We start from the raw sequence: 24,388 nt of genomic DNA, 5'->3' as shown, positions 1-24,388 counted from the left end.
GCGATGTCCGACATCCCCACCCGGGCGGCGGTCCACACCCAGCGCGTCGACGGCTTCGGCACCGTCCGCGTCCTGCGGCTCGAGCCGCACGCCGACGCCGCGACCGTCCACGCCTGGGTGCGTGAGGAGCGCGCCGCGTTCTGGGGCATGAACGGCCTCACGCAGGAGCAAGTGACCGAGATCTACGTCCACTTGGACAGCATCGACACACACCACGCGTATCTGCTGGAGCAGGGCGGCGAACCGGTCGGACTCCTGCAGACCTACGAGCCGGAGGCCGACCGCGTCAGCGAGTGCTACGAGGTCCGCCCCGGCGACATAGGCGTCCACCTGCTGCTCGCGCCCGCCACGTCGGGGGCCACCCGGACCGGCTGGTCGTCGGCGCTGCTGGGTGCCGTCGCCTCGTACGTGCTGCTGGGTCTGGACCGGCGGCGGGTCGTGGTCGATCCGGACGTGCGCAACGAGAAGGCGATCGCCCGATTCCTGAAGCAGGGTTTCGTGGCCGGAGACGCGGTCGTGCTGCCCGAGATCGACCTCCCCGACGTGCATCTGCCCGAGAAGCACGCCCAACTCGCCTTCCTCACAAGGGAGGTAGCCTTTCCGGGTGACGCCTGACGACCTCGTCGCCCACTACAACATGGAACCCATCCCCCGCGAGGGCGGCCTGTTCCGGCAGACCTGGGCGGGGCAGGAGCGCGCCGACGGGAGGCCCCACGGCACGGCGATCGTCGCCCTGCTGACCTCGGACGACTACTCGGCCCTGCACCGCCTGCCCAGCGACGAGATCTGGCACCACTACCTCGGCGACCCCCTGGACCTCCTGCTCCTCGCCCCGGACGGCACGGCCACCACCACCGTCCTGGGCCCGGACATACGCGACGGCCAGCACCCCCAGCTGACCGTGCCCGCGGGCACCTGGATGGGGGCCCGCACCCGCGGCGCGTGGACCTTCTTCGGCTGCACCATGGCCCCCGGCTTCACCTACGAGGACTACGAGCACGGCGACGCGGCGGAGCTGACGGCGCGTTATCCGTCCGAGGCCGCTCGGATCGCGGGGCTGTGCCGCCCATGAGACTCCTGGAGGGCCAGGTCGCCCTGGTCACGGGCGCGGGCGGCGGCATCGGGCGGGGCATCGCGCTGCGGTTCGCCGAGCAGGGCGCGTCCGCGGTCGCGCTCCATTGCCGTACGGCTGCGTCGGCGGCCCGTGAAGTGGCGGCCCGGATAGAGGACTTCGGCGCCCGGGCCGTCGTACCGGAGGCGGATCTGCGGGACGAGGACGCGTGCCACCGGCTGGTCCGGGAGGCGGCGGAACGGGGCGGGGGACTGACCGCCCCGGTCAACAACGCGGGCGTGCAGCCCACCCGGCCGCTGCCCGGGATGACGGCCGCGCAGTGGCGGGACGTCGTGGACACCAACCTCACCAGTGCCTTCGCGTGTACACAGGCGGCGGCCGAGGTCATGGGGCCGGGCGGATCCGTGACCCACATCGCGTCGATCGAGGCGCGTCAGCCCGCTCCCGAGCACGCCCACTACTCCGCCTCCAAGGCCGCCGTCGTGACGCACGCGCGGTCGGCGGCCCTGGAGTACGGCCCGCGCGGCATCCGCGTGAACACGGTCTCGCCCGGGCTGATCGACCGGGAGGGGCTGGCGCAGGCCTGGCCGGAGGGGGTGGAGCGGTGGCGGCGGAAGGCGCCCCTGGGCAGGCTCGGGTGCCCCGAGGACGTGGCCGACGCGTGCGTGTTCCTCGCGTCCTGGGTCACCGGGCACGACCTGGTGGTGGACGGCGGGGTGTCCGCCCGGCCGACGTGGTGAGCGCTCGGGCGTTCGCGTGCGTACCTATCGGGAAGACCTCGAGCCCAGGTACGGAGTAGTGACGTGAGGTGTGAGCGTGCAGGCAGCAGCGCAGGCCGGCGCAGGCGAGGACTTCAAGGGCTGGTGCTGCTGGGCAGCGTGCTGGCCCTGCTCCTCTTCGGCGGTGCGGGGGCGGCGTCGGCCCACGCGGCCCTCAAGGCCACGGACCCCGAGGACGGAACCGTCCTCAAGTCCGCCCCCCGTGACATCACGCTGACCTTCACCGAGTCGGTCGGCCTGCTCGACGACTCCTTCCGGGTGCTGGACCCGCACGGCAAGCGGCTGAAGTCCGGTGACGCCGGACACGGCGCGGGCGGCTCGGACACCGCCCGTGTCTCCCTGCCCGCGAAACTCGCCCAGGGCACCTACACGGTGGCCTGGCGGGTGGTCTCGGCCGACAGCCACCCGGTCTCCGGCGCCTTCACCTTCTCCGTCGGCAAACCCTCCCCGGCCACCGTGTTCGTGGACACCGGCCCGACCGAGGACCCGGCCACGGAGAGCCTGTTCAACATGGGCCGCTACCTGGCCTACCTCGCCGTGGCCCTGCTCATCGGCACCGCCGTCTTCCTCACCGTCTGCCGCCCCCCGGAGCCGTCCCGGCTGCGCCGGCTCCTGTGGGCGGGCTGGGGCACCCTGCTCGGCTCGACCGTGTTCCTGCTGGTGCTGCGGGCGCCGTACGAGTCGGGGGCGGGCCCGGCGGCCGCGTTCTCGCTGAAGGCCTTCGAACGCACCCTGACCACCCGCCCCGGTGAGGCCCTCCTGGTCCGACTCGCGCTGCTGCTCATCGGCTACTTCTTCGTCGTACGACTGCTGCGGCTCGGTGAGTCGAGGCTGCCCCGCGCGTGGCAGGCGGCGGGCGGCGCGCTCGCCGTGGGTCTCGCGCTGACCTGGGCCGCCGCCGAACACGCGTCCGCCGGGATCCAGGTCCCGGTGGCGATGACCTCCGCGGTGCTGCACGTGCTGGCGATGGCCGTCTGGCTGGGCGGTCTCGCGGCCCTGCTCACCCTGCTGCACCGGGCCCCGTCCGACGTCCCGGCCGCCGTCGTCGCCCGTTTCTCCCGGCTGGCCTTCGTCTCCGTCACCGTCCTCGTCGGCACCGGCGTCTACCAGTCCTGGCGTGGCCTCGGCTCCTGGAGCGCGGTCACCGGCACGACGTACGGCCATCTGCTCGTCCTCAAGCTCCTCGCGGTGACGCTGCTGCTGGCGGCGGCACGGCTGTCGCGGCGCTGGACGGGACGGCTGGTGACGGTCACGGCCGAGGCCGCGGCCGAGGCGAAACGGGAGCCGAAGTCGGAGGCGGAGGCGGTCGTACGGGAGAAGGTGCCGGAGCGGGTGGGGGGATCGTCCTCGGAACCGGTCCCCGTGACCCCCGGCCCGGCCCCACCCGTCGCACCTGTCGCACCTGTCGCACCCATCGCCCCCATGGCACCGAGCGCACCGGCCTACCGCCACGGCCTGCGCCGTTCCGTCCTCGCCGAAGTGGCCGTCGGAGTCGTCGTCCTGGTGCTGAGCACCGTACTGAGCGGCACGCTGCCCGGGCGGGCGCAGGCCGAGGCGGCCGAGGCGGGCCCGGCCACGGGCGGACTGCCCGCCGCGTCCCTGATCAACGTGCCCTTCGCAGTGGGCGGCGCCACGGGCAAGGTGCAGATCACCCTCGACCCGGGCCGCACCGGCGACAACTCGGTCCAGGCCATGGTCTACGCGGCCGACGGCGGCCTCGCCACGATCCCCGAACTGCGGCTGTCCTTCACCCTCCCGGCCAAGCAGATCGGCCCGATCGACGCCGGGCTGAAGAACCTGGGCGGCTACTGGGGCACGAACGACCTCACCCTCCCCCTCGCGGGCGACTGGCGGATGAAGGCGACGATCAGGGTCTCCGACGTCGACCAGATCAGCGTGACGAAGACGGTGCGGATCGTGGGCTGAGCAGGTCCGCCATGGTCTCGGCGGCGTGCACGGCGGCCGCTCCGCAGCAGTTGTTGAACAGCACGTGGAGCTCGTCGGACCGCTCGGCCAGCGCGTGCAACCGCGGTACCCACTCGGCGAGTTCGGCGCGCGTGTAGTCGTACCGGAAACGGTCCTCCTTGCTGCCGCGGCCCCAGGAGGAGCTGCGTCCGTGGAAGCGCACGACGGACAGCCGGGGCGCGGTGACGGGGGTGACCGGCGGCAGGGAGGCGGGCAGCCCCTGGCGCATGTCCACGGCCACGGCGGCGAAGCCGTACTTGGCGAGCAGCGCGCAGGTGAGGTCGTGCTGCCCCTCCTCCCACCAGGACGGATGCCGGAACTCCACGTGGACGGGCCACCCGGCGGTCCGCTCCGCGGTCTCCTCCAGGAACCGCTCCGCCCGCGCCCCCGGCCGCAGCCACGGCGGGAACTGGAACAGCACCCCGCCGAGCCGTCCGGCCTCCCGCAACGGCTCGATCCCGGCGGCGAACCGCGCCCACACCTCGTCCAGGGGGACGTCCACGAGGGCGGTCTGCTTCGCCGGATGCCCGGTGAGCGGTGCGTACGCCTTGACGTCGAACACGAACCCGGCGGGCGTACGCTCCGCCCACAGACGGCTGTTGCGCTCGCTGGGCAGGGCGTAGAACGTGCCGTCCACCTCCACCACCGGCAACCGCTCGGCGTAGTACCGCAACCGCCCCTCGGCGTCCCGCCGCCCCGGCGGGTACCAGCCGCTGCGGACGAGCGCGGGATCGGTCCAGGAGCATGTGCCGACGAGAATGCGGGTCATGGGGGCCCGGGTACCGAATTAGGGTGCGGGCATGACTTCCCAGGCGTATCTCTCCCAACTCTTCTCGCTGGACGGCCGGGTGGCGCTCGTGACGGGCGGGAGCTCGGGCATCGGCAGGGCGATCGCGGGGGCGTTGGCGCGGGCGGGCGCGAGTGTGGTGATCGTGGCCCGACGGGAGCCCGAACTGGCCGCAGTGGTCGAGGAGTTGACGTCCGACGGCTGCCGGGCGGCCTGGGTGAGCGGCGACTTGAGCACGCGGGCTGGTGTCCGTACGGCGGCGGAGGCGGCAGCCGCTGTGTTCGGTGAGCCGGACATCCTGGTCAACTCCGCGGGGATCAACCTGCGTCCACCGATGGCCGAGCTCAGCGACGACGTGTGGGACGCCACCATGGCGGTCAACCTGGAAACCCCCTACCTCCTGGGCCAGCGCTTCGGCCCCGGCATGGCCGAGCGCGGCTTCGGCCGGATCATCCACATCACGTCCCAGCAGGCCCACCGCGCCTTCGTCAGCAGCGGCGCCTACGGCGTCTCCAAGGGCGGCCTGGAGTCCCTGGCCCGCTCCCAGGCCGAGGCCTGGTCTCCGCACGGCGTCACCTGCAACACCCTCGTGCCCGGCTTCGTCCTGACCCCCCTCAACTCCCGCCTCGCCGACGACCCGGAGCAGGTCGCCTCCCTGGCCGCCCGCACGATGACCGGCCGCAACGGCGTCCCGGAGGACTTCGCGGGCGCGGCGGTGTTCCTGGCGAGCCGGGCCTCGGCCTATGTCACCGGTCAGTCGGTCTTCGTGGACGGCGGGTTGTCGGTGCACTGAGCCGGGGCGCGGCGGGCTGGGCCGGGGCGCGGAAGGGCTGGGCCGGGCGGGCCTTCGGGTGCCGGATCTCGGGTGTCAACCGGCGAAGCAGCGACCGTCCGTCGGGCAGGACATGGCCCGCACCGCGTTGCACCACCGGGCAACCATCGTCCGCCTCTCTGCCGTCCGGTCCTGGTCGCCGAGTCCTACGCGGGCATCACGCCATGGATGCGGGAGAGAGTGAAGACGCGTTCCGCTTCGCGCAGGTGGCACCAGGCCTCGAGGTAGGGCGGGTCGAGTTCCAGGGCGCTGAGGGTGCGTACGGTCCGGTTGCCCGAGGTGGCGACGTACTCGACCGTGATGGCCGCACCGGTGTCGATGGCATGGGCGACCTGGCGGACGTCGCTGTACGACAGGTGCTTCGCGTATCCGGCGACGATCTCCTCGGTGTCCGTGCCGAAGGGCACCCCGGTACCGAACGGATCGGGTTCCGGCGCGGTCGGCGGGGCCTTGAGCAGCCGGTCGGCCAGGGCGTCCGTCCCGGCGTCGGCGTGCATGGCCGAGGTGGGGACCGTGGTGGTCCGGGAAGCGCCCCGCCCGGGGTTCCTGCGCGGGGCCGGGACGGCGGCGGCCCTCTGCGGCAGGTGCTTTTCGACGCGTACCGTTCCCGCTGCGGACTCGGCGACCGGGGCGTAGCCCGCGGCCCGGAGCGCGGCGAGCGTCGTCGCGGGTGGGCTGCCGCTGACCAGGACCGTCGGGGCGAGCTGCCGCAGGGCGAGTTCGGACAGGGCGCGATGGCCGGCGAGTTCGGCCAGGAGCGCGGGTTCGTCGCCGTGGACGACACAGGCCGCGGGGGCGATGCGCACCCGGCCGTGGCCTCGTGCGGTGTCGGCGATGAGATAGGTCAGCGGCTGGGGCAGGGCCGTGGAGGAGGCGGCTGCCAGGTCGGCTGTGATCTCGTCCGGAGTGCGGCCGGCGTCCAGGGCCCGGCGGATACTGCCGGCACTGAAGCGCCATACCGACGCCGTGCCACTGGTCTCCCGTTCGGCCGTCGAATCCAGCAGCGCGGCGAGTCGCGCGGACGGGGTGCCGGGGACGACGGCCGTGAGGTCGGCACCGATCCGGGCCGTCGTGGTGGCAGGGGGAAGCAGCCGCCGGGCCGTGCTGTCCAGCTCCTGGTCGGCGTGGGACGCCAGGTGGGCACCGAGCGGGGACAGCGCACCCCGTGCCAGCACGCCCAGCAGTTCCCCTTCGCGGATCACCGTGCTGAACGGTGCCGTGTCCCGGGGCGAGGCGTCGTCGGCGAGCGGACGGTGCCAGGCCACGAGCGGCCCCAGCTCCGAAGCGACCTTCGCACCCTGTCCCGCCGGGAGCCCCGCTGCCGCGCTGAGCAGCCCGTGGCGGGCCTGCAGACAGCCGCCGCAGTCAGGCGCACCGGCGAGCGCGGGCAGCGCCTTGTCGTCTTCGTCCCGCGCGCGGGTGGGGGTGAGCGGCAGATCCCGCCACGCCCGCAGCAGTACGGCGAGCCGTTCCGCGGGCTCCTGCTCGGCCCAGGCGTCGTACGCCTCGGTGGGAACCACGCGATCACCGTCGCGGGCCAGCAGTCCGGCGGCGTACGCGGTCTCCAGGGCCATGCGTACGACCGTGTCGTCCGCCCGCGCGGCCTTGCCGAGCCGGGACAGTTCACGCGCGCCGATCCCACCCGACTTCAGCCGGGCCGGTGGAGCCGCCGCGCACGCCGAAAGGACGGAGGCGGCCTGGGCCTCGAACGCGGTGGCGGCCACCGCGGCCTCCCGCTCCACATCTGAGGAGGTGACGGGCACCAACTGCGGGACGGGCGGCAGAGGTTCGAAGGGAGCGTGCCATCCGGGGCCCCGCAGAGCCAGGGCCACCTCGGCCGGCATCCGGACGGCCCCGTACCGGTGAGGGTCCTGGAGCAGAAGCCCGCGGTCGAGCGCCCACCGGGCGCCTGGTCGCAGGTCGCTGCCGGGAGCCCCGAACATGACGGACATCGACTGACTCGGCGTGACCCCGGCGCTCTGTTCGAGCACCTTCCGTGTGACTGCCGGTGCCCCCGCCACCAGCGCGGCGACCCGTTCCGCGGCACTGTGATGCTCCACCAGAGCCGCGAGTCGCTGCTGCTTGGTGCCGGGTGGCTTGATTCCCAGGGCCGCCAGCATGCCGCGCAGCTCCTCCGAGGTGGTGCCGGCCAGCAGCTCTTCCAGCGGGGCGTCGAGTCCCAGGGGTGTGCTCCACGCCTGCCGCAAGGGGGTGGCCATCCGGAGTGCCCCGTTGCCGTCGGGCCACACGAGTGCCCGGTCCGACAGCGCTTCCAGGGTCGCGTCCAGCGCGTGGACCGCCGCGGGGGACGTCGAGCCGAGCAACTCCGCGAGGCTGTCCCGGGTCGCCCCTGTTCCCAGGGCCGCCAGCGCCTCGGCGGCCTGCAGGCACGGCAGCGTGAGCTGGGGCAGGACGAGTGCCACGGACCCCGGACGCTGGAGACGGTCCGCCAGTTCCCCCACCGTGCGTGGTTCCGGGGAGGCGGCCGCGTCGGGCCGCAGGGCGAGTACGCGTGCCAGGCGGGAACCGTCGAGTTCGCTCAACCACGTCGTGAGCGTCGATCGGGACGTCATGAGGGTGCACCTCGACAGAGAGGGAACGTCACAGGCGGGCCGAATGCGCTTCGACGCCGAGGTCAAGGATGGCGCACTTCCATGATCCGCGGACGCCGTACCTCCGAAGCCACCTGAGGAACGGCGAACGCCGTCCATATGTTCGCCTGGGTGTTCGATGGCGTGTGCAGATGTTCTGACCTGCGGCGAGGCGTGGGGCTGGATGTTGCCTGGCCGGGGCTGGACAGGTGAACGCAACGGGAACTGAAACCAGAACTGTGACTGGAACTGCAACTAGACCTGCAACTTGACCTGCAACCGCAGGAGCCCAGCTACTGCTTACGCCCTGCGCCAGGCGCTGAGCAGTTCCTCGGGGCCGTACGCCGCCTGGAGCCCTGAACAGCTCACTCCGCTGCGGGAGACCGCCACGAGCGGCACGGGCTCGTCGGTGATCGCCGCCCGGTGCTTCTGCAGCGCGGCAAGGTCGTGGCTGTCGAACGTGGAGTTCTCGAGCCACTTGACCGAGCCGAGGAAGAGCAACTGCTTGGCCACCGGCTGCCGGTCGGCACCCACCAGGTCGATTTCGATGTCGTTGCTGCGGGTCCAGTACGCGCCGATCGCCGGGGCGGCAGGCAGATCCGCGTCCGGCAGGAGGCGGGCGAGGGATTCCCGGACGAGGGGTTCGATCGCGCGCCCCCGCCAGCTTGTCCACTGCTCCTTGATCCGGCCGAGTGTGAGATCTCCCCGCATTCGCTCGATCTCCGCCATGTGGGGATCCAGAAACGCGAGCCAGAAGCGCAGATAGGGGTCGGCCACTCGGTAGCGACGTTCCTTGGACGGTCGCAGGGAAAGGGGTAGCTCGGCGGCCACCACCCGTTTCTCTGTCAAAACGTCCGTGGCTCGGGTGAGCGTGGTGTGGGCGATGCCGCCGGCCGCACGAGCGATGTTGGTGAAGGTGCGCTCCCCGGATCCGATGGCCCGCAGGACCTCCCGGCTCATCGCCTGCGGTGGGAACTCCGCGGCCAGCGACCGCTCGGCGGAGACCAGCAGCGCGGAGATCGGGTTGTCCAGCGAGTCGCGGAGGAACTCCCGGACACCGGCTCCCGGCCGCCATTCCGCACAGATCAGCGGGAGCCCGCCGGTGACCAGGGCGGCGTCGAAGGCGGCTGCCGGCTCAAGTCCGAGCATCTCGCCGATGTCGGCAGGGTTCAGCGGCCCCAGGACCATTTCCCGGCCCCGTTGGTGGAAGGGACGGTCGTAGCTGTTCAGCCTCTCCATCATCGACAGATCGGAGCCGACCAGGAGGAGGAGTACGGGCTTGCGGCTGAGCAGGCGATCCCAGGCCCGCTGGAGCATGCCCTCGAAGGCGTCGATGCGGTCCATGAGATACGGGACCTCATCAATGACGACCACGCTGGGGCTGTCGTCGGGCAGGACCTCGGCCAGCAGCCTGAACGCCGCATTCCACTGGTCGGGAGTCTCCTCCGAGAACTGTCCCCGCTCCGGCAGGGTGGAGCGGAGCACGGCATCGAGCAGTTCCGTCAGTTCGTCCTCCGCGGTACCGCCCGCCGCGGTGAAGAAGAGGTTCGGGGCCTCGGTGCGCCGGAGGAACTCCTCGATGAGGCTCGACTTGCCGACCCGTCGCCTTCCGCGCAGGAGGATGCACTGCCCTGGCTTCGGTACTCCGACGGCGTCCTGAACTGCCTGGAAGGCGTTTCGGAGGACACCCAGCTCCCGGTCCCGCCCAATGAAACGAAGCATGCGGATACTCCCACAGAAGATAGTATCGACAGAGATACTATCTCAACCGCTACTACGCAGCGGTGCTGCGGAGGCGCGAGAGGGTGAAGACACCTTCGCTGTCCCGCAGTGTCACCAGGCTTCAAGGTGGGACGGCTCTGGTGTGAGGCAGCCGCTGGCTCGCACGGCTCGGTGGCAGAGGTCCATAACGTGCCGGGTCGTTGAGGACGGCTCGGGCTTGGCCAAGCAGCCCGATGTCATGCACAGCGCGGTGATCACGCGCCGAAAACGGAGACGGACAACGACGAAGGGCCCCACCTCGCGGTGGGGCCCTTCGACATCGTGCCCGGTGAGGCACTGGCGGAGGATACGAGAGTCGAACTCGTGAGGGGTTGCCCCCAACACGCTTTCCAAGTCTTCGTCCAGAGGTTCACGGAACATCAGGAACGTCCTGAACTGCGCTGAAGCGCCTTGCACGCGATCTTCTGAACGGCCCTGAACGTGGGCGAATGAGACCGGAAGTGAGACCAGAGACGGTCGCGTTCTGCCTGGGCAGGCCCCACTTGACGCATCGCGTTTCGTGCTGCCTGGCAGGTTGACTCCGACCTTGGAGGCGGGTGTTTGATGAGGGGGGAACCGATCTCCATGGCCGCCGAGGATGGCGATTCGAGTCATCGGCAAGCGGGACGATTGCCTCCCGTTCCATGAGCTTGATCGGCAGAAGGGCATGTCGGACTGGCTGGGGTGCCGCGGCATACGTTCGTGGCCATGTTCGGGCCTGTTATCGCGCAGGGGCGGTGTTACCGGGAGACGTTCCAGGAGCCGCGGCCGGGAAGCGGAGTGGTTCGGTGAGGATGATCCGTTCCGGATATGGGGCCGACGCCTACCGCGCTTCGCGGTGTCGGTGGTCGTCCGGTCGCTGGGCGAGGACTCCGAGGCCGGCATCGCCGCCTCGGTCGTCGCCGGCCTCGCCCCGGTCCACGCCCGCGGCCGCTACCAGGGCGCACGGCACTCGCCGCGGGCGCCCTCGCCGCAGTGGGCCCGCTCGCACTCGCCCGCCGGATCAGCGCACGAGCAGAGAGCACACCGCAGCCCGGCCGACGTTCGCCGGAGCGCGCGGCAGTTTCGGTGTGTACAGGGAGCGGTCGGGGGCGGTGCGAGCCCCGCCCCCGACCTGGTGGTCAGCTGCTGTAGTACCCGGCCAGGTCGGCGATCACCTGGACCGAACCGGTGTGGTTGGCGAAGGTGACTCGTCCGTCAACCACCGGCACCACGACCATGTTGGAAATAGTCTGCCCTGCGCCGAAGTTGAGGTTCGAGACCCCGGGCTCCGGCAGACCGTGCGGGTGGACCGTCAGATATCCCCCGACCGAAGGCGCCGTGACCGTCACGTTGAGCACCACTGCCGTGACCCCGGAGGAGGGGACGCCGGCCGTACCGGTGACCGGGAGGCTGACCAGACCGCCCGGGGCGACGGCTCCGGGCCGGGCACCCAGTCCGCTGCGTGTGTCCAGTAGCCGCAGCGGGCCCGCCGGGGTGAAGGTCGAACCGGTGGCGGAGAAGTATCCCGTGACATCGGCGAGGAGGTCGACGGAGCCCGCACTGTTGCGCAGGTCCACCGAACCGTTCCGTACGGGAACCGTCACCAGGTTGGCGATGGTCTGCGGCGCCGTGTAGTTGACGCTGGAGACGGTCGGCAGCGGCTGACCGGCGGGGTACACGTCGACGTTGCCGTTGCCGGTGGGCCGGACGGCGGTGACGTTCATTACGACGGCGGTGACCCCGGTGGCGGGGATACCGTGCGTCCCGGCGACCTTGAGCTCGACGATTCCGCCCGCGCCGATCCGCGCCTTGGGGGCGCCGGTGCCGTTGCGGGTGTCCAGGAAGCGCGTCGGCGAGACCGGCGTCAAGGCCGAACCTGAACTCCCCTCCGCGTAGTAGCCCGTGACGTCGGCGAGGAGGTCGACGGAGCCCGCACTGTTGCGCAGGTCCACCGATCCGTTCCGTACGGGAACCGTCACCAGGTTGGCGATGGTCTGCGGCGCCGTGTAGTTGACGCTGGAGACGGTCGGCAGCGGCTGACCGGCGGGGTACACGTCGACGTGGCCGTTGCCGGTGGGCCGGACGGCGGTGACGTTCATGACGACGGCGGTGACCCCGGTGGCGGGGATACCGTGCGTCCCGGCGACCTTGAGCTCGACGATTCCGCCCGCGCCGACCTGTGCCCTGGGGGCGCCGGTGCCGTTGCGGGTGTCCAGGAAGCGCGTCGGCGAGACCGGGACGAGGCGGTTGTGGGTCGCCGCCGGTGCGGCGGTGACGGTGTAGGCGCCCGGAAGGTAGCCGGGTGACGGGATGCCGGATGTGTACCCGACGTTGTCGATTACCAGGTCGTACGCGCCCGGAGGGAGGTCGTACGTACCGAGCCGCACGGTGAGCGTGGTGCCATCGGCGCTGACGGAGACCGGCTCGGCGGTGCGGGAGTCGTCCCCGGACCGGAGTTCCACCTGGGTGCCGAGGGTCAGGTTCGCGCCGTGCAGCACAACCTGGTTGGACGTCCCGGCAGGTCCGCTCGTCGGGCCCAGCGAGGTGACGTCGGCCGACTTCGGCTGAGTGGTGCAGCCGCTCTTGCAGACACCCTGCATGGAGTACTCGACCGGAGTGTCCGCCTGGTACGGGCTCACCAGCATCAGGTAGTCGCCCGCGGAGGCGCTGGAGGTGGTGAGGCAGGAGTAGCTGAAGACACCGGCGTTGTCACCGTTGCACTGGTAGGAGTAGTCGGCGCTCGCGCCGGCGAAGCGGGTGGTGCTCAGCAGGCTCACCCACGGGGTGCCCGTGCTGCTGCTCTGGGTGCCGTACACCTGGAAGCGCTGCGACGGCTGCATGGGGATCACGGCGCAGTACGCGGTTGCGGACTCGGTGAACATGCCGCTCCGCACGGAAAAGCCCTGCGGGGACACCTTGTTCGCCGTGCACTCCGGGGCCCAGCCCGAGGCGGTGCCGACGCGCCAGGTGTCGACGTGTGCGGAAATGGGGGTCTCGTCGTACCCCGAGGCCAGGATGATGACGATGTACGAGGTCGAGCCGGTGACGCGGCAGGAGACGCCCCACTGCCGGCACACGCTCGTGCCCGAGGCGTCGACCACCTTCAGCACCACGCCCGTGTTCCGGGCGGCGGTCGGGGTCCGCGCGGACATCCAGAGCTTGTCCGTGGCCGCTGCAGTGACACGCAGACACCGGCTGTCCAGTGCGGAGTCGAGGGTGAAGGACGTGGAGGCTCCACCGACGGTGAGCGAGGCCGGAGCGGCGCACTTCGCCGTCGAAGAGATGTCCCGGCGGACCAGCTTGTACGTGTCCGAGGCGCCGGTGCCCGTCAGCAGGGCCGTGTAGCCGACACCGGCCGTGAACCGGCAGGTGGTCGTGGAGCCGCCGACAGTGGTGCACAGCTCGTTGCCGGCGCCGTCGAACACCCGCACCGCGGCGTTGACCCTGTTGGTGTTGTTCGTGTAGTCGAACATCTCGGCGGTGGAGTGCTGGTCGGCGGCGATGCCCAGGCACACGGCCTGGGTCGTGCTGGTGAGCGGAACCGACACGCCCCAGGTGCCGTCGAACGCCGACTGCGGCCAGGCCGTGCAGCCCGCGGTCTTCCCGGTGTCCTGGACGGCGAGCTGGTACTCACCTGCGGCGGAGCCCGAGAGCACCGCGTGGAACGGGGCGGTCCCGGTCAGCTTGCAGATCACCGGGGAGTCGTCGTTGTCGCACTGCGCGATGCCCTTGGCGTCGAACACTCGGTAGCTCGGGTTGACTCCGCCGTCCGGTGTCCGGTCGATCAGGTAGAGGCCGTGGCCGGTGGCCGTCGGGAGGGACAGACACTGCTGCTCGCCCGGTCCGCCGAAGGCACCCTTCACCGCGCCGGAGGCGAAGCCGTCGTCGCGTACGGCGGTGCAGCCCTGCGTCAGGTTCGTCGCGTACAGCCGGACCCCGAAGGCGGCCGGGGCGCTGCTGCGCCCGTCGCGCGCCCAGGTGTAATCACCTGCGGTCAGGGTGCAGGGGGCGAGCAGCGTGGGGGTGCAGCGGGACGTGCCGTCGGTGGCGTAGAGGCTCCCGGAGACGCTGTCGCCGACGGTGTCGAAGAGATAGGGCCCGGAGGCGGGTACGTGCAGGACGCGGCAGCGCGCGGTGGACGTGGCGTCCGGGACCGTGCCGTAGGCCAGCGGCTGGACGGTGGGGCAGCCGGCGGGAGCGGAGAGGCGGGCCGACGTGAGGCTGTAGTCCATGCTCGCCGCGTACGACTGGTTCGTCAGCACACGGAACGGTGCGTTGCCCTTGAGGGTGCAGTCGAAGTCCGTGGCGTTGTTCTCACGGGTCGTGCAGACCTCCGTGCCGGTGGCGTCGTAGACGGTCCCGGTCACCTGCCACGCGGACAGATGGCTCCGCAGAACGTCCCCGGCGGCGGACGGCAGGCCGAAGCAGTGGCCGGCGGACCCGGCGGTAAGCGTGTCGGCGAGGGACTTCGGCGCCCCGAGGGCGGTGTCGTCCTTGGAGACCGCGGTGCAGGAAGTGCCGGACAGCAGAGCCGTGTACGACACCGAGAAGCCACTCGGCGCGGCCCCGGCCTGCACGGTGTACGTACCGGCCCGGCTCGTCGGACACCGTGCCGCCCCGTACGCGCCGTCGGGCCGGTCGCAGGTGACCGTCGAACCGTCCGGTGCGGTGAGCGTCGGGTACTGGGGCTGGTCATCGGTGGAGACGACCTGGAGGAACACCAGGTCGTCGGGGTTCGGCAGGGCGAAGGTGAAGCTCGCGCCGCCCTCGGGCCCGGCGGAGCAGGTGTAGACCGTTCCCGATTCAATCGCCCCGGAGCAGGTGTCGGCCGCGTCGCTACGGCCGATCTCGCGCGCGGCGGTGGCGTGCAGCGCCTCGGGAGCCGCCTTCTTCTTCGGTGACTTCGGTGACTTCGGTGACTTCGGTGACTTCGGTGTCGCGGGCCCGGAGGCCGCGGCCGTGGTCTTCGGGGTCGGCACGGCCACGGCGGAAGCCGTGCCGGTCTGTGCGGTGAACGAGGCCAGGACGGCGACGATCAGCGCGAGAAGCGAAGTGGCCCCCCTGGACGCGTGTCGTCTTCGGCGTTGTTCCCTGATGGACGTGTGAAGCATGCGTTCCCCCCTGGAAAGCGCAGGCCCCGTCCCTGTGGTGCTCACGAGGGCTCTTGGGGCGAGCGAATTCTAACGAGGGGCAAGGACAGACGTTCGATCTTTACTGTGGCGTGGATCACGCCTTCCCGACCGATGTATTCGCGCCTCGGTCCAGGTCGTACAGGCAGCACCACCACGCCGCAGACGAACGGAAACGCAGCCACGGCCGAACCCGTGAAGGGCCCCGCGAGCTACTTCACCTCGATCGAGAAGAAGTACGGCCGACCGATCGCGGAGTGGAAGGACCTCATCCGCGCCTCGCCCCTGACCGAGCACAGGGACTGGTCACCTGGCTCAAGACGGAACACGGCCTGGGCTACGGCCACGCCAAACGTCGAAGGGCCCCACCGCAAGCGGTGGGGCCCTTCGACGTATTGCCCGGTGAGAGCAATGGCGGAGGATACGAGATTCGAACTCGTGAGGGGTTGCCCCCAACACGCTTTCCAAGTCTTCGTCTGGGGGTTCGGTGGGGGACGGGGGCGTTCTGACCTGGGGTGGAGAGGGTGGCAGCGGCGCCCTTGAACGGCGCCGGACGGGGGCGAATGAGACCAGAACTGAGACCAAGGTCCCCGGTGTTCTACCTGGTCAGGCGCCGCATTCGAGCCGCAGCGACGTGCCGATCAGGAGCCGGTGTCGCCTGGCTGGGTGCGTGGCCCTCTCGGAGTCTGTGTATGCGGATTGTCCCCTCGGAGTGTCAGTGGTGCCCGGTAGGTTCTGCTGCGGTACGCCACTACGAACGGGGAGACATCTCGATCATGTATGACGCCGAATTAATGGCCGTGGCCACCGGTGCGGCCGGCACGCTCGTCGCAGCCATAGCCACGTCGGGCGCTGAGAAGATGCGCCTGAAGGTCGCGCACTTCTTCCGCCTGGCCACTCCGGATCAGCAGAGAGCGGCTGCCCAAGCAGTGGATGACACCGCCGCGCAGCTCACCTCACCCTCTGTAGAGGTTCAGGCGCTCGCAGCGACCGCCTGGGCGCAGCTCATCGCTCAATACCTTGCCGAGCACAACGACGCCATGAGTGAGGTGGACGAACTCGCGGTGCCCACTCCGGCGGCCTCGAAGGTCTGGAACCAGCACAACACCGGAACAGGAACGTTCATCGGTGGTGACGTCCACGGTGGCCTGGCCTTCAACTACGGCGGGGCGCCAGATGGCGGACACTGAGCACCGGGAACAGCACAACCACGGCTCGGGCACGTTCGTGGGCGGCGACGTCCACGGTGGCCTCTGGCAGGTCTTTCTCCCGCCCTACGGAAAGAAGACGTCCGGCAATCCGGCGCCGACGAAGCGACAGCCCGAGCAGGATGACGAGGATGAGGATGACTACGAGGGCGTCCTGGGATCTCTGATCGTGGCTGCATGGGTTTCCGCTTCGGCTGGTCTGGCCGTCGTCTATGCGGTCATGGGCTGGCCTTGGACCGACCATGAACCGGCTCCGGGCATCGCTGCCCGCATCGGCGGAGGGCTCGTCGCCTTCTACGCCTGCTTGGCCGCGGCGGCCGCCTTTTTCGCCCGTCTCGCTCAGGTCTTCGAGCTCTGGTCGGAGCAATGTGCCATCACGGCTGCGCAAAGCCGAGGTCGGTTGGTTGCCAGGCCCCCTGCGTCCATGTCCAGGACTATGGCCGGCTTGACGGCAGCCGCAGCTGTTGCAGCCGAACTGCTTGCGTCTCTGTACGGCTGGTCCTCTTACGGGGGCGAAGTCTCGCAACGCGCGCATCTGGCCCGACTCAACGCAGCCGCCAACGCGAATTCGGCTCGCGCCGCGGCGAAGAGGTCCAGGGCGTAGTCACGGGCTGGCGGGGCTCACCGTAGGCAGGCGATGCCCGGCGTATGGCGCGGGCGCCGCTGCCAATCTCCCAGAGGCCGTGGTGTGTTCAAGCACACGCTGCTACAGCTCGCATAGCTGCTGGAGGAACTTCGCTGCGTCGAGCTCGGCCCGCTCTGCCAGTACCGGGATGCCTGCGTTCCCCACCTCCAACCCCGTGATTTCGGGCATGTCCTCGGGTCGGTCCCAGTTGCTCGGCGCATCGATGCGCCCCGCCAGCAGATGCTGAGCCGGTCGATGTCGAGTCACAGCACGGGTATCTGATGGTCATTCAGCGATGTCAGTGGCGTGTCGTACAGTCCACTCACAGGAGACCCTGCCGGTTTCTGTCGGCAGCTCCGTCCGAAATTCCGTACCGCATCGTTGCGTACATCGGTACTTTCTTTGATGAGCGCGCGTACTTGTCAGAGTGAGGCGAGGCACAGTGCAAGAACCCATACCTGTCACCGTCTACCAGTCCAGCTTTGCCGCCTGCACGCGGACGTTGGATCCTGGGCTGCTCGAGACACTGCGTATCAGTGAATCTGCCGTGCTCTTGATGGAGGCTTTCGTCTCGCTGTGCAAGGCGCTGACCAACGACAGTGACCCGCGGCCGTGGCAGGAACGGGTTGAAGACTGTTTTTCAGAGGTTACGGAAGAGCGGCTGAAGGAAATGGTCCAAGCCTTCGTTGATGAATGCGAAGGTGAGCAGCTGCAACGCTGGGCGGAGCGGTTCAAGAATCAGAACTACAGCAGCTTCGCTGAGCGCCTTCTGGGGGCAGCAACGTATAAGCGCTTCATTGATTCCCTGAAGCAAGATGGCGCTGTGGTCGCGCTGGCCGTTCGACGCGGGGTGCGCGCACTCACTCCTTTCGTTGTGGCATGGAATGACGCTGTCAAGATTTCTTCACAAAATCAGCTCAAGGGTGTCCAGTCAGCCAATGTTCTCGCGGTGAATGCCGTCGAAATGCTGGTGTCGCTCGACGACTTCCTCGGGGAGAAGGTCCTCGCCGCTCTTCCCATGGAAGTGACGGGTGCGAACGAATCTGATCTTGCGACGCTGGCGCCAGAAGGCATAGACGACCTCGTGGCCAGCTTTCGCTCCATGGTGGCGGAGGCTTCGGTCAAGCGTGTGGAGCGCAGAAATTCTCCGCTTGTAAGGAAAATTCGAGGCGCGCGAGACGCTCTTCGGTTCTCGGAGGACGGCGTTTCCCAGGCCGCCAACTCTCTCATCGAGTTGCTTGATCGCATCATGCGAGAAAGCTTCAAGCCTGCAGAAGTTCTGGCCTGGGTGGATGTCAACCTTCCGGATGGGATAGATCTGACGCACGAAGTGCAAGGGCAAAGGCGCCCGACCAAGCGTGCGGAAGCCCTATGCTTTGTTTATGGCGGCGACCCCATCATGCCACGCGAGGCTAGCGAGAACGATGATGGTCAAGGTCCCGACTTTATCCACGATGTGATCGCTATTTCATTGGTTTCCATTCGGAATCAGTTGCAGAAGATGAAGCACGCTGATTACGGGACGCCTGAGGAGAAGAGTCAGCTCTTGAGCATCCTCGCGGCGCTCGAAGGGGCTCTTATGCTGGGTCTCACTATTGGCAGCCTGTCAGCTGAACCGGAACCTTCCGAGGAATTGCCTGCGGCGTAGCCGCTTTGAAGGGTGGATGGGGCGTTCAGGTCGACGGGCAGGGCGTGGAGCCACGCGTTGGGATTGAGGAAGACTCACAACCCCGTAACAGGCTGTCCTGTGAGTGCCTGCGCGACTTGCCACAGCTGACCGCCGCGGGACGCCTTCACCAGAACGACGTCACCGGGGCGGATGATGGACTTCAGGTAAGCGGCGGCGGTGGCGTTGTCACCGACCATCGCGATGTCCGGTACGCCTGCCGCTCCCGCCGCGAGGGCAAGTTGCTTGGCGAGAGCGTCGCCGACCGCGACGACGAGATCGACGCCGTTCTCGGCCGCCATGCGCCCGACCTCGCGGTGCGCTTCGACGGCCTCGTCGCCCAGCTCCAGCATCTCTCCGAGTACGGCGATCCTCCGGCCGCCTGCGGCCTCGGTCGTGTCGCCGTCTGCCTCGGTCATCAAGACTCTCCGTTGTGAATGAGGGGCGCGAAGGTGATCGCGCGGCCGGTATAGGAAGCGGATACGCGGCTGAGTGGGACTCGATCGTGGGTCTGGCCCCAGGCCGACGGGTCTCGGAAGTGGGCCGTCGGGTCGGGGCCGTCCTCGTAGCCACGAAGGATGACGAGGTGGCCGCCTGCCCGGCCGTCGTCGGGGAACTGCTCGGTCACGGAGACGATGAGCGGAGCGTCGTCGAGCCGCCTCGTCAGGTCTTCGACCAGGACCGGCTCGGCGGTCGATGGGACCCCGAGGTCGGTAGCCAGGCTCGCGATCCCCGCGTGGAGTGCTCCACGCGGGGTCAGGACCTCGTGCTTGGCCGCGAGTTTCAGTAGCTCCGTGACCGTGGGTGCCGCGCGTCCGTAGGCGAGGAGGATCATTCTCAGCGACGCCAGGCCGCACGCCCGGTTGGACCATTCCAGCCTGTCCCCGAGTGCCCATCCTCCGTGCAGATCCCATTCCTCGGGGGCGATGAGCTGTCGGCACATGGGGACATCGTGGACGCGCGACACAGTGGGCGGGCTCCTACGGTGAGACGGCAGCCTCCCGAGTCAGTGTGGTGCTGGAGAACGCGGGAGTGGGCAGAGGAACATCGTATGGCGGTCGGGTCAACGCCTCGTGCAACATCGCCACTACGACATCTGTGTGCGTGAGTCCGACCATCGCGGCGCCCACCACGAAGTTGCTGTCACGGGACATGCCCGGCGTGCTGTTGACCTCCAGCACGTACGGCTGGTCGTCCTCGGTGAGGATGAAGTCGACGCGCGCCGATCCCCGCAACCCGAGCCCGTCCCACAGCGTCGTGGCGTACTCGGTGACCTTGGCCAGTACCTCGGGTGACGGCTCGGCTGCCCGTACGGCTACGGCGCCCCTCGACTCCACGTCGAGCTTCGTGTCGGCGTCGTAGAACTCCGCCTCGGTGGCTTCGGTGGCCAGCGGGGGAAGTACGACGACCGCGCCTCCGGGTAGTTCCAGGAGTCCCACGGTTAGTGGTACGCCGGTCAGGTAGTCCTCGACCAGTACGGCGTCGCCTTCCTCGCCGGCAGCGTCCGCCAGCGCCCTGGGAAGGTCCGCCTGTTCGCGTACCAGGCTCATGCCCACGCTGGAGCCGCCGAAGGGCGGTTTGACCATCGCTGCCTGCCCGTTCCAGTGCATCGGGCCGCCGGACCACACCCACCATCCCGGCGTGGGGATGCCGAGGCTCAGCATCACGCGTTTGCACAGGATCTTGTCGGCGGCCACCGCGGACGCTGCGACTCCGCTGCCGCAGTACGGCACGCGCAGGTAGTCGAGCAGGCCCTGCAGCCTCCCGTCTTCCCCGTACGGGCCGTGAAGGTTCGAGAGGGCCACGTCGTACCCGGCCAACTCCGTGATGAAGTCCGGCTCGCAGGGGTTCAGCACTTTCCAGCGGGCACCGATGTCGTCGAGAGCCTCGGACAGGGCAGTCACGGAACGCTGATCCACGGGGCACTTCGAATGGTAGAGCCGGTCCTCTGCTGACACCGGCCCGTATACGAGGGCGACACCGAGGCCCTCGTGGTCGCGCTGCCAGGCGCGAAGGTCCTGGGCGGCTTCCTGTACCGCGAGGCCAGAGCTGGAGCCGAGGAACTGAGTCATGCGAGGACCCCTTCGAAGGTGTTGGTGACCGGTCCGCCGACCCAGTGGGTCCACTTCGGCCGGTCGGGATGTGGCCGGACCGTGAGCGGCTCCCCGGCGCGGTTGTGGACGGTGACGGCACGCGGCGATACGAGTCCGCGCAGGGTGGCGATGACTACGGCCGCGACGGCTCCGCTCCCGCATGACAGAGTTTCCGCCTCGACGCCGCGCTCGTAGGTGCGGATCTTCAGCGCTTGCCTGCCGGCGGCCTCTACGAAGTTGACGTTCGTCCCCAGCGGGGCAAGGTCGGCGTGGTGGCGGATGAGGCGTCCGACGAGTACCGCGTCGATGGCGTCCACGTCGTCCACGATGGCGACGACGTGTTCGGTGCCGGTGTGGGCGCTGTCGAACCAAGTGGGCTTGCCGTTGATGATGGTCTGAACGCGTCGGGGGTGGACCGCGCCGACCTCGGCGGTGACCCACACGGAGTCATCGCTCACGATCGCCTCGTGCATCACCCCCGCCATGCGGAGGCTCATCTCGCGGAAGCCGTGGTCGTGGTGGGCGGCCCAGGCAGTACACCGCAGAGCGTTACCGCACATCGTCGCGATCGAGCCGTCAGCGTTGAAGCAGCCGACTTCGAGGACGACCGGGCTGATGCTGATCAGGCTGCTGATGACGAGGCCGTCCGCGCCTACGCCGGTTCGTCTGGCGCAGAGGCGCTCGGCCTCCTTTGGCCAGTTTTTCTCGCCGTCCGGCGCGGGGTCGGATAACAGGACGAAGTCGTTCCCCGCTCCGTGGATCTTGCGGAAGCGCATGGCGAAGCTCCTCGCTGGCGTGAGGTGACAGTTCTCGTGACGGCTGAATGGGGCTTCGGGTCAGAGGAGTTCGACGGGCCGATACGTGGTGGCCGACTCCCTCATGACCCACGGGGAGTGCCCGTCGAAGATCAGGACCCGGCGCCCCGCGGTGCCTGCGGACCTCATGTCGCGGACCCGCAGGTACGACCCGTCGAGGAAAACGAAATCGCCTATGTGGACATCGCTTGGTTGCCTGTAACCGGGGATGGTGTCGAGGGGAGGAGGCACGGAGGTCGGTTCGGTGGTGCGGTGCTTGTACATTCAGCCTCTCCAGATGGCAAGGAGGATCGAGCCGCCGAGTGCCAAGAGGCTTGCCACGTAGCAGACTTGTTGCTTCCGGGGGCTCACGGGGCGCCGACCAGGTGGTCGTGAAGGCGGTCGCGGACTGATGGGATACCGATCTCCCCGAGGGGCATCCAGGCCGCTGCGCCGGCTCCGATCACCATCGGAGCGATGGCGCCGGAGTGGGCCCGGAAGAGGTATCTGAAGCCGATCCGGAGGCGGGGGCCGTACCTGTGGTGCCCCGCTCTGGTCACGTCGATCAGGAAGGGGCCATCGCTGTCGGGTTCCGTCCACACGTCCCGGATGCCGACCGCCTCGGCCAGTAGACGTAGGGCTGAACCTCCGAGCGAGTTGTCCTGTTCCTCCGGCTCTGCTTCGGCTAGGGCGAAGGCTCCTCCATGCCGCAGGGACAGGACGCGATTGTGTTCGTCGACGACGACCGCGCCCGTCGTCACGAGGGGGCAGCGCCGGCTGTGGGTGCAGGTTCCGCGCCGTGCGTGGTCGCGGGCGGCGTCGTACACCGGCATCAGCGCCATCTGCTCGTCAGGGTGCTCGTAGATGTAGTGGGACAGCTCCCGGACGATCTGGTCCTCCCGGATACTCACGGGGCACCGAGCCCGTGGCGCTGTGTGTAGATCCACAGGAGCCTTCGCGTGACGTCGGCGGCATCCCGGAGGTAGATGAAGACGCCGAACGACGGGGTCTCCGCGGTCGGCCGGTTCTGCAGGTCGAGGAGTCGGTATCCCTTGCGGAGCAGGTCCCGCACGTCCTGGTCCTCGTCTGCCCCCAGATCCTCACCGAGTAGAAGGTTGAGGTGTCCGATGATCTCCGGCAGGGATGTGTTCATGTCCTTGCGGGTGGAGGTGGCCATCTGCATGGAGAGGGCTGCCTCGGTGCTCTCCGAAATGGTCTCGATGGCGACTGGGAGAACTTCGGTACCCGCGCTGTCGGTTGCTCTCGATGCCTTGCCACTACTTGCCACAGTGATCACCGTCTCGCCCCTTCAATACGCGTTTCCGGCCGTGCCAGTAACGCTAAGAAGGGCGACAGGAGGGGCTCTACGAGTGTGCCGGAACTTGCCCGGCATTCACCCCACGGATTCGATGGCTGCCGTGATGAGTTCGCGCGCCGCCGGGCCGTAGACGGCAAGTTCGGCCAGATCCGTGAACGTCTGGGCATACATGGCAAGTTCGTGCTTCTGCGTGACGGCGAGGTGGGCCGAAACGAGTTCGACGTGGACGGTGTGGTCGTCGTACAGGAAGAAGCCCTCGACGGGCCAGAGGCTGGAACGGTCGGCGTCCTCAGGAATGATGCCGATACTCACCGAAGGCAGCGCCATAACGCTGAGCAGATAGCCGAGTTGGCCGGCCATTACATCCGTCCCGCCTATGCGCTTCCGGAGTGCTCCCTCTTCAAGGAGGATCGCGAAGGTGTGATTGCCGTACACGATTCGCTGCTTCTCCACACGCACCTTGACGGCCGCCGGCACGTCATCAATGAGGCCGCGGCGGTCGCGAATAGAGGTGAGCAGTGCGGTGATGTACGAGGCCGTCTGCACCGGGCCGGGAATGAGCCACGGCGAGTAGATACGGAAGCGCTGGGTGCGTTCCCACAAGGGGAGGACTGACTCCTGGGCCTGCTTCAGGCCGGTGCGCTCCATCCGGCGCCACTCGACGTACATGCCCTCGATGCCGCGGGCTGTCGAGACGAGATCCTCGGCCGCGTTCTGTGCGCCGCAAGCAGCGGCCCACGCACGAAGGTCGCGCTCCGAGGGCGGACGCGTGCCGCTCTCGAAGCGCGAGCACTTCGACTCGTGCCAGCCGAGGCTGCTGGCCAACGCTCGCTTGGTGAGCCCGGCTTCGAGCCGGATTTCGCTCAGGCGTTTCCCAAGGGCCCTGCGGGCTTCCAGAACGCTCGAAGATGGCGATGTCATGTCGCTGCGACGTTGCTGTTCGGGCTGTCAGGCCGGCTGGAACTCTGCGTGCGGTGTTGCCCGCGCCCATACGGCCTCGAAAGCCGACTCGCAGAGCTTTGCCACCTCGGGGCCGTCCGTGAGTTCCACCTCCATGTTTTCGCCTTCGCCGTCGAAGTGGTTGACGAGAACGAGACTGGAGTCGAAGAGCCAGAAGTCGTTGCCCGGAAGTGCGAGGCCCGTTGCATTTCGCCGGGAGAGCCAGCGCACGTCTTCGCCGGCGGCGATGTTCAGTCCATCCGTCACGTCGTACTCGAAGCGGATGTACTCGCTGACGGGAGTCGAGACGACTCGGGCCCGGCGGACCTCGACGCCTCGGGAGGTCGCCTCCGTGACGATGCTGTGCCAGTCCCCCCAGCGCTCGGCCGGGTCGAGTGTCATGCCGGCCTTCCAGTCGATGAAGGCCCGGTCCGACTTCATGTAGGCGTCGCGCATCTCCAGATGGACGGCCGTCCTCTGGCAGTCGCGGAACAGTTCCTCAAACGTCGGGGTCCTCGTCAACCTTCTTCACCTCCAGGAAGAACTGCACCATGCGCCGGGGGATCTCCACCACCGACTCATGGCCGGGAATGTCCATCTGCCCGAGGCGCTCGATGTCCTCCACCTTCAACCCCTGCACGAGGTAGCTGTCCTTCTCCTCGTCGAGGTAGATGGTGGGGGAGCCGCCACTGGGACTCTCCGGGTCCTTACCGAGCTTACGCAGGGCCATGATGTCCTCCTCGGATGCCGGTAACGATCTCTGTGCCAGAGCTTGCCCGTGGCTGGGCCTTGGAGCGAGGAACTTGCCGAAACTTGCCAGGCGTACGGAAGTTGACCTTACGCGGCC

21 protein-coding genes and 2 pseudogenes are annotated in these 24,388 nt (G+C 68.9%); 10 read left to right on the top strand and 13 right to left on the bottom strand.

Annotated features, from left to right (window positions below; genetic code table 11):
- Nucleotides 1-3: 3 nt before the first annotated feature.
- The 4 genes from ACFVYN_RS27650 to ACFVYN_RS27635 all read left to right on the top strand — a co-directional run bounded on the left by ACFVYN_RS27650 (nt 4) and on the right by ACFVYN_RS27635 (nt 3,777).
- Nucleotides 4-615 (top strand): GNAT family N-acetyltransferase, encoded by a 612-nt coding sequence (locus tag ACFVYN_RS27650; protein WP_390002928.1) that lies wholly within the window; start codon nt 4-6, stop codon nt 613-615.
- Nucleotides 605-1,072 carry a cupin domain-containing protein gene (locus ACFVYN_RS27645; RefSeq protein WP_390002925.1) on the top strand — a complete coding sequence of 156 codons (468 nt, stop codon included), beginning with the start codon at nt 605-607 and terminating at the stop codon, nt 1,070-1,072. The genes ACFVYN_RS27650 and ACFVYN_RS27645 overlap by 11 nt, the downstream gene beginning before the upstream one ends.
- A complete protein-coding gene (locus ACFVYN_RS27640) occupies nt 1,069-1,812 on the top strand; it encodes an SDR family NAD(P)-dependent oxidoreductase (RefSeq protein WP_390002923.1) in 744 nt (247 codons plus the stop codon). The genes ACFVYN_RS27645 and ACFVYN_RS27640 overlap by 4 nt, the downstream gene beginning before the upstream one ends.
- A gap of 123 nt (nt 1,813-1,935) precedes the next feature.
- Entirely contained in the window at nt 1,936-3,777 is a 1,842-nt protein-coding gene (locus ACFVYN_RS27635) for a copper resistance CopC/CopD family protein (protein WP_390002921.1), read from the top strand.
- On the opposite strand, the gene ACFVYN_RS27630 is transcribed toward ACFVYN_RS27635, so the two are convergent.
- Nucleotides 3,743-4,585 carry a DUF72 domain-containing protein gene (locus ACFVYN_RS27630; RefSeq protein WP_390002919.1) on the bottom strand — a complete coding sequence of 281 codons (843 nt, stop codon included), beginning with the start codon at nt 4,583-4,585 and terminating at the stop codon, nt 3,743-3,745. The genes ACFVYN_RS27635 and ACFVYN_RS27630 overlap by 35 nt on opposite strands.
- Nucleotides 4,586-4,616: 31 nt before the next feature.
- Between ACFVYN_RS27630 and ACFVYN_RS27625 the strand changes: the two genes are divergently transcribed.
- A complete protein-coding gene (locus ACFVYN_RS27625) occupies nt 4,617-5,396 on the top strand; it encodes an SDR family NAD(P)-dependent oxidoreductase (RefSeq protein WP_390002916.1) in 780 nt (259 codons plus the stop codon).
- A gap of 185 nt (nt 5,397-5,581) precedes the next feature.
- Here ACFVYN_RS27625 and ACFVYN_RS27620 read toward each other — a convergent pair whose 3' ends face one another.
- Nucleotides 5,582-8,008, bottom strand: coding sequence for a helicase-associated domain-containing protein (locus ACFVYN_RS27620; protein WP_390002913.1), 2,427 nt, complete (start codon nt 8,006-8,008; stop codon nt 5,582-5,584).
- 318 nt (nt 8,009-8,326) lie between these two features.
- Complete coding sequence (locus ACFVYN_RS27615; RefSeq protein WP_390002910.1) at nt 8,327-9,748, bottom strand: ATP-binding protein; 1,422 nt, start codon at nt 9,746-9,748, stop codon at nt 8,327-8,329.
- Nucleotides 9,749-10,468: 720 nt separating this feature from the next.
- Here ACFVYN_RS27615 and ACFVYN_RS27610 point away from each other — a divergent pair.
- Nucleotides 10,469-10,561 (top strand): annotated as a pseudogene (locus ACFVYN_RS27610) (haloacid dehalogenase); the annotation flags it as partial.
- Between the two features lie 347 nt (nt 10,562-10,908).
- On the opposite strand, the gene ACFVYN_RS27605 reads toward ACFVYN_RS27610, so the two are convergent.
- On the bottom strand, nt 10,909-14,880 hold the full coding sequence (locus ACFVYN_RS27605) for a hypothetical protein (RefSeq protein WP_390002907.1): 3,972 nt from the start codon (nt 14,878-14,880) through the stop codon (nt 10,909-10,911).
- Between the two features lie 213 nt (nt 14,881-15,093).
- Between ACFVYN_RS27605 and ACFVYN_RS27600 the strand changes: the two are divergent.
- The 4 genes and pseudogenes from ACFVYN_RS27600 to ACFVYN_RS27585 form a co-directional block, all read left to right on the top strand.
- Nucleotides 15,094-15,248 (top strand): annotated as a pseudogene (locus ACFVYN_RS27600) (DUF4287 domain-containing protein); the annotation flags it as partial.
- Nucleotides 15,249-15,674: 426 nt separating this feature from the next.
- A complete protein-coding gene (locus ACFVYN_RS27595) occupies nt 15,675-16,088 on the top strand; it encodes a hypothetical protein (RefSeq protein WP_390002904.1) in 414 nt (137 codons plus the stop codon).
- The gene (locus ACFVYN_RS27590; protein ID WP_390002902.1) at nt 16,075-16,710 is read left to right on the top strand and encodes a hypothetical protein; all 636 of its coding nucleotides are present in this window, start codon (nt 16,075-16,077) and stop codon (nt 16,708-16,710) included. Before ACFVYN_RS27595 ends, ACFVYN_RS27590 begins: the two co-directional genes overlap by 14 nt.
- Nucleotides 16,711-17,173: 463 nt before the next feature.
- On the top strand, nt 17,174-18,379 hold the full coding sequence (locus tag ACFVYN_RS27585; RefSeq protein ID WP_390002900.1) for a hypothetical protein: 1,206 nt from the start codon (nt 17,174-17,176) through the stop codon (nt 18,377-18,379).
- A gap of 74 nt (nt 18,380-18,453) precedes the next feature.
- On the opposite strand, the gene ACFVYN_RS27580 is transcribed toward ACFVYN_RS27585, so the two are convergent.
- From ACFVYN_RS27580 to ACFVYN_RS27540, 9 genes are all read right to left on the bottom strand, one after another.
- Nucleotides 18,454-18,816, bottom strand: a complete 363-nt coding sequence (locus ACFVYN_RS27580; RefSeq protein ID WP_390002898.1) for a glutamate ligase domain-containing protein — start codon at nt 18,814-18,816, stop codon at nt 18,454-18,456.
- Nucleotides 18,816-19,340 carry a C39 family peptidase gene (locus tag ACFVYN_RS27575; RefSeq protein ID WP_390002896.1) on the bottom strand — a complete coding sequence of 175 codons (525 nt, stop codon included), beginning with the start codon at nt 19,338-19,340 and terminating at the stop codon, nt 18,816-18,818. The genes ACFVYN_RS27580 and ACFVYN_RS27575 overlap by 1 nt, the downstream gene beginning before the upstream one ends.
- Before the next feature lie 37 nt (nt 19,341-19,377).
- Nucleotides 19,378-20,469 carry an ATP-grasp domain-containing protein gene (locus ACFVYN_RS27570; protein WP_390002895.1) on the bottom strand — a complete coding sequence of 364 codons (1,092 nt, stop codon included), beginning with the start codon at nt 20,467-20,469 and terminating at the stop codon, nt 19,378-19,380.
- Entirely contained in the window at nt 20,466-21,266 is an 801-nt protein-coding gene (dapF, locus tag ACFVYN_RS27565; RefSeq protein WP_390002894.1) for a diaminopimelate epimerase, read from the bottom strand. Before dapF ends, ACFVYN_RS27570 begins: the two co-directional genes overlap by 4 nt.
- Nucleotides 21,267-21,652: 386 nt before the next feature.
- Complete coding sequence (locus tag ACFVYN_RS27560) at nt 21,653-22,195, bottom strand: NUDIX hydrolase (RefSeq protein ID WP_390002892.1); 543 nt, start codon at nt 22,193-22,195, stop codon at nt 21,653-21,655.
- The gene (locus ACFVYN_RS27555; RefSeq protein ID WP_390002891.1) at nt 22,192-22,581 is read right to left on the bottom strand and encodes a hypothetical protein; all 390 of its coding nucleotides are present in this window, start codon (nt 22,579-22,581) and stop codon (nt 22,192-22,194) included. The genes ACFVYN_RS27560 and ACFVYN_RS27555 overlap by 4 nt, the downstream gene beginning before the upstream one ends.
- A gap of 96 nt (nt 22,582-22,677) precedes the next feature.
- Nucleotides 22,678-23,523: a helix-turn-helix domain-containing protein gene (locus ACFVYN_RS27550; protein ID WP_390002888.1), complete on the bottom strand. Its 846-nt coding sequence runs from the start codon at nt 23,521-23,523 to the stop codon at nt 22,678-22,680.
- Between the two features lie 27 nt (nt 23,524-23,550).
- On the bottom strand, nt 23,551-24,063 hold the full coding sequence (locus tag ACFVYN_RS27545; RefSeq protein ID WP_390002886.1) for a DUF6879 family protein: 513 nt from the start codon (nt 24,061-24,063) through the stop codon (nt 23,551-23,553).
- Complete coding sequence (locus tag ACFVYN_RS27540) at nt 24,041-24,271, bottom strand: hypothetical protein (protein ID WP_067022411.1); 231 nt, start codon at nt 24,269-24,271, stop codon at nt 24,041-24,043. The genes ACFVYN_RS27545 and ACFVYN_RS27540 overlap by 23 nt, the downstream gene beginning before the upstream one ends.
- Between the last annotated feature and the right edge of the window lie 117 nt (nt 24,272-24,388).

This window comes from Streptomyces sp. NPDC058307, from assembly GCF_042880295.1.
Taxonomy (GTDB): domain Bacteria; phylum Actinomycetota; class Actinomycetes; order Streptomycetales; family Streptomycetaceae; genus Streptomyces.
Note: the sequence above shows the minus strand (reverse complement) of the source record. Positions and strands in the feature narration are given on the sequence as shown.

Coding starts and splice junctions, on each gene's coding strand:
- ACFVYN_RS27650 (WP_390002928.1), top strand. CDS start 4: ATGTCCGACATCCCCACCCGGGCGGCGGTCCACACCCAGCGCGTCGAC.
- ACFVYN_RS27640 (WP_390002923.1), top strand. CDS start 1,069: ATGAGACTCCTGGAGGGCCAGGTCGCCCTGGTCACGGGCGCGGGCGGC.
- ACFVYN_RS27630 (WP_390002919.1), bottom strand. CDS start 4,585: ATGACCCGCATTCTCGTCGGCACATGCTCCTGGACCGATCCCGCGCTC.
- ACFVYN_RS27625 (WP_390002916.1), top strand. CDS start 4,617: ATGACTTCCCAGGCGTATCTCTCCCAACTCTTCTCGCTGGACGGCCGG.
- ACFVYN_RS27620 (WP_390002913.1), bottom strand. CDS start 8,008: ATGACGTCCCGATCGACGCTCACGACGTGGTTGAGCGAACTCGACGGT.
- ACFVYN_RS27615 (WP_390002910.1), bottom strand. CDS start 9,748: ATGCTTCGTTTCATTGGGCGGGACCGGGAGCTGGGTGTCCTCCGAAAC.
- ACFVYN_RS27605 (WP_390002907.1), bottom strand. CDS start 14,880: ATGCTTCACACGTCCATCAGGGAACAACGCCGAAGACGACACGCGTCC.
- ACFVYN_RS27595 (WP_390002904.1), top strand. CDS start 15,675: ATGTATGACGCCGAATTAATGGCCGTGGCCACCGGTGCGGCCGGCACG.
- ACFVYN_RS27590 (WP_390002902.1), top strand. CDS start 16,075: ATGGCGGACACTGAGCACCGGGAACAGCACAACCACGGCTCGGGCACG.
- ACFVYN_RS27580 (WP_390002898.1), bottom strand. CDS start 18,816: ATGACCGAGGCAGACGGCGACACGACCGAGGCCGCAGGCGGCCGGAGG.
- ACFVYN_RS27575 (WP_390002896.1), bottom strand. CDS start 19,340: ATGTGCCGACAGCTCATCGCCCCCGAGGAATGGGATCTGCACGGAGGA.
- ACFVYN_RS27570 (WP_390002895.1), bottom strand. CDS start 20,469: ATGACTCAGTTCCTCGGCTCCAGCTCTGGCCTCGCGGTACAGGAAGCC.
- dapF (WP_390002894.1), bottom strand. CDS start 21,266: ATGCGCTTCCGCAAGATCCACGGAGCGGGGAACGACTTCGTCCTGTTA.
- ACFVYN_RS27550 (WP_390002888.1), bottom strand. CDS start 23,523: ATGACATCGCCATCTTCGAGCGTTCTGGAAGCCCGCAGGGCCCTTGGG.
- ACFVYN_RS27540 (WP_067022411.1), bottom strand. CDS start 24,271: ATGGCCCTGCGTAAGCTCGGTAAGGACCCGGAGAGTCCCAGTGGCGGC.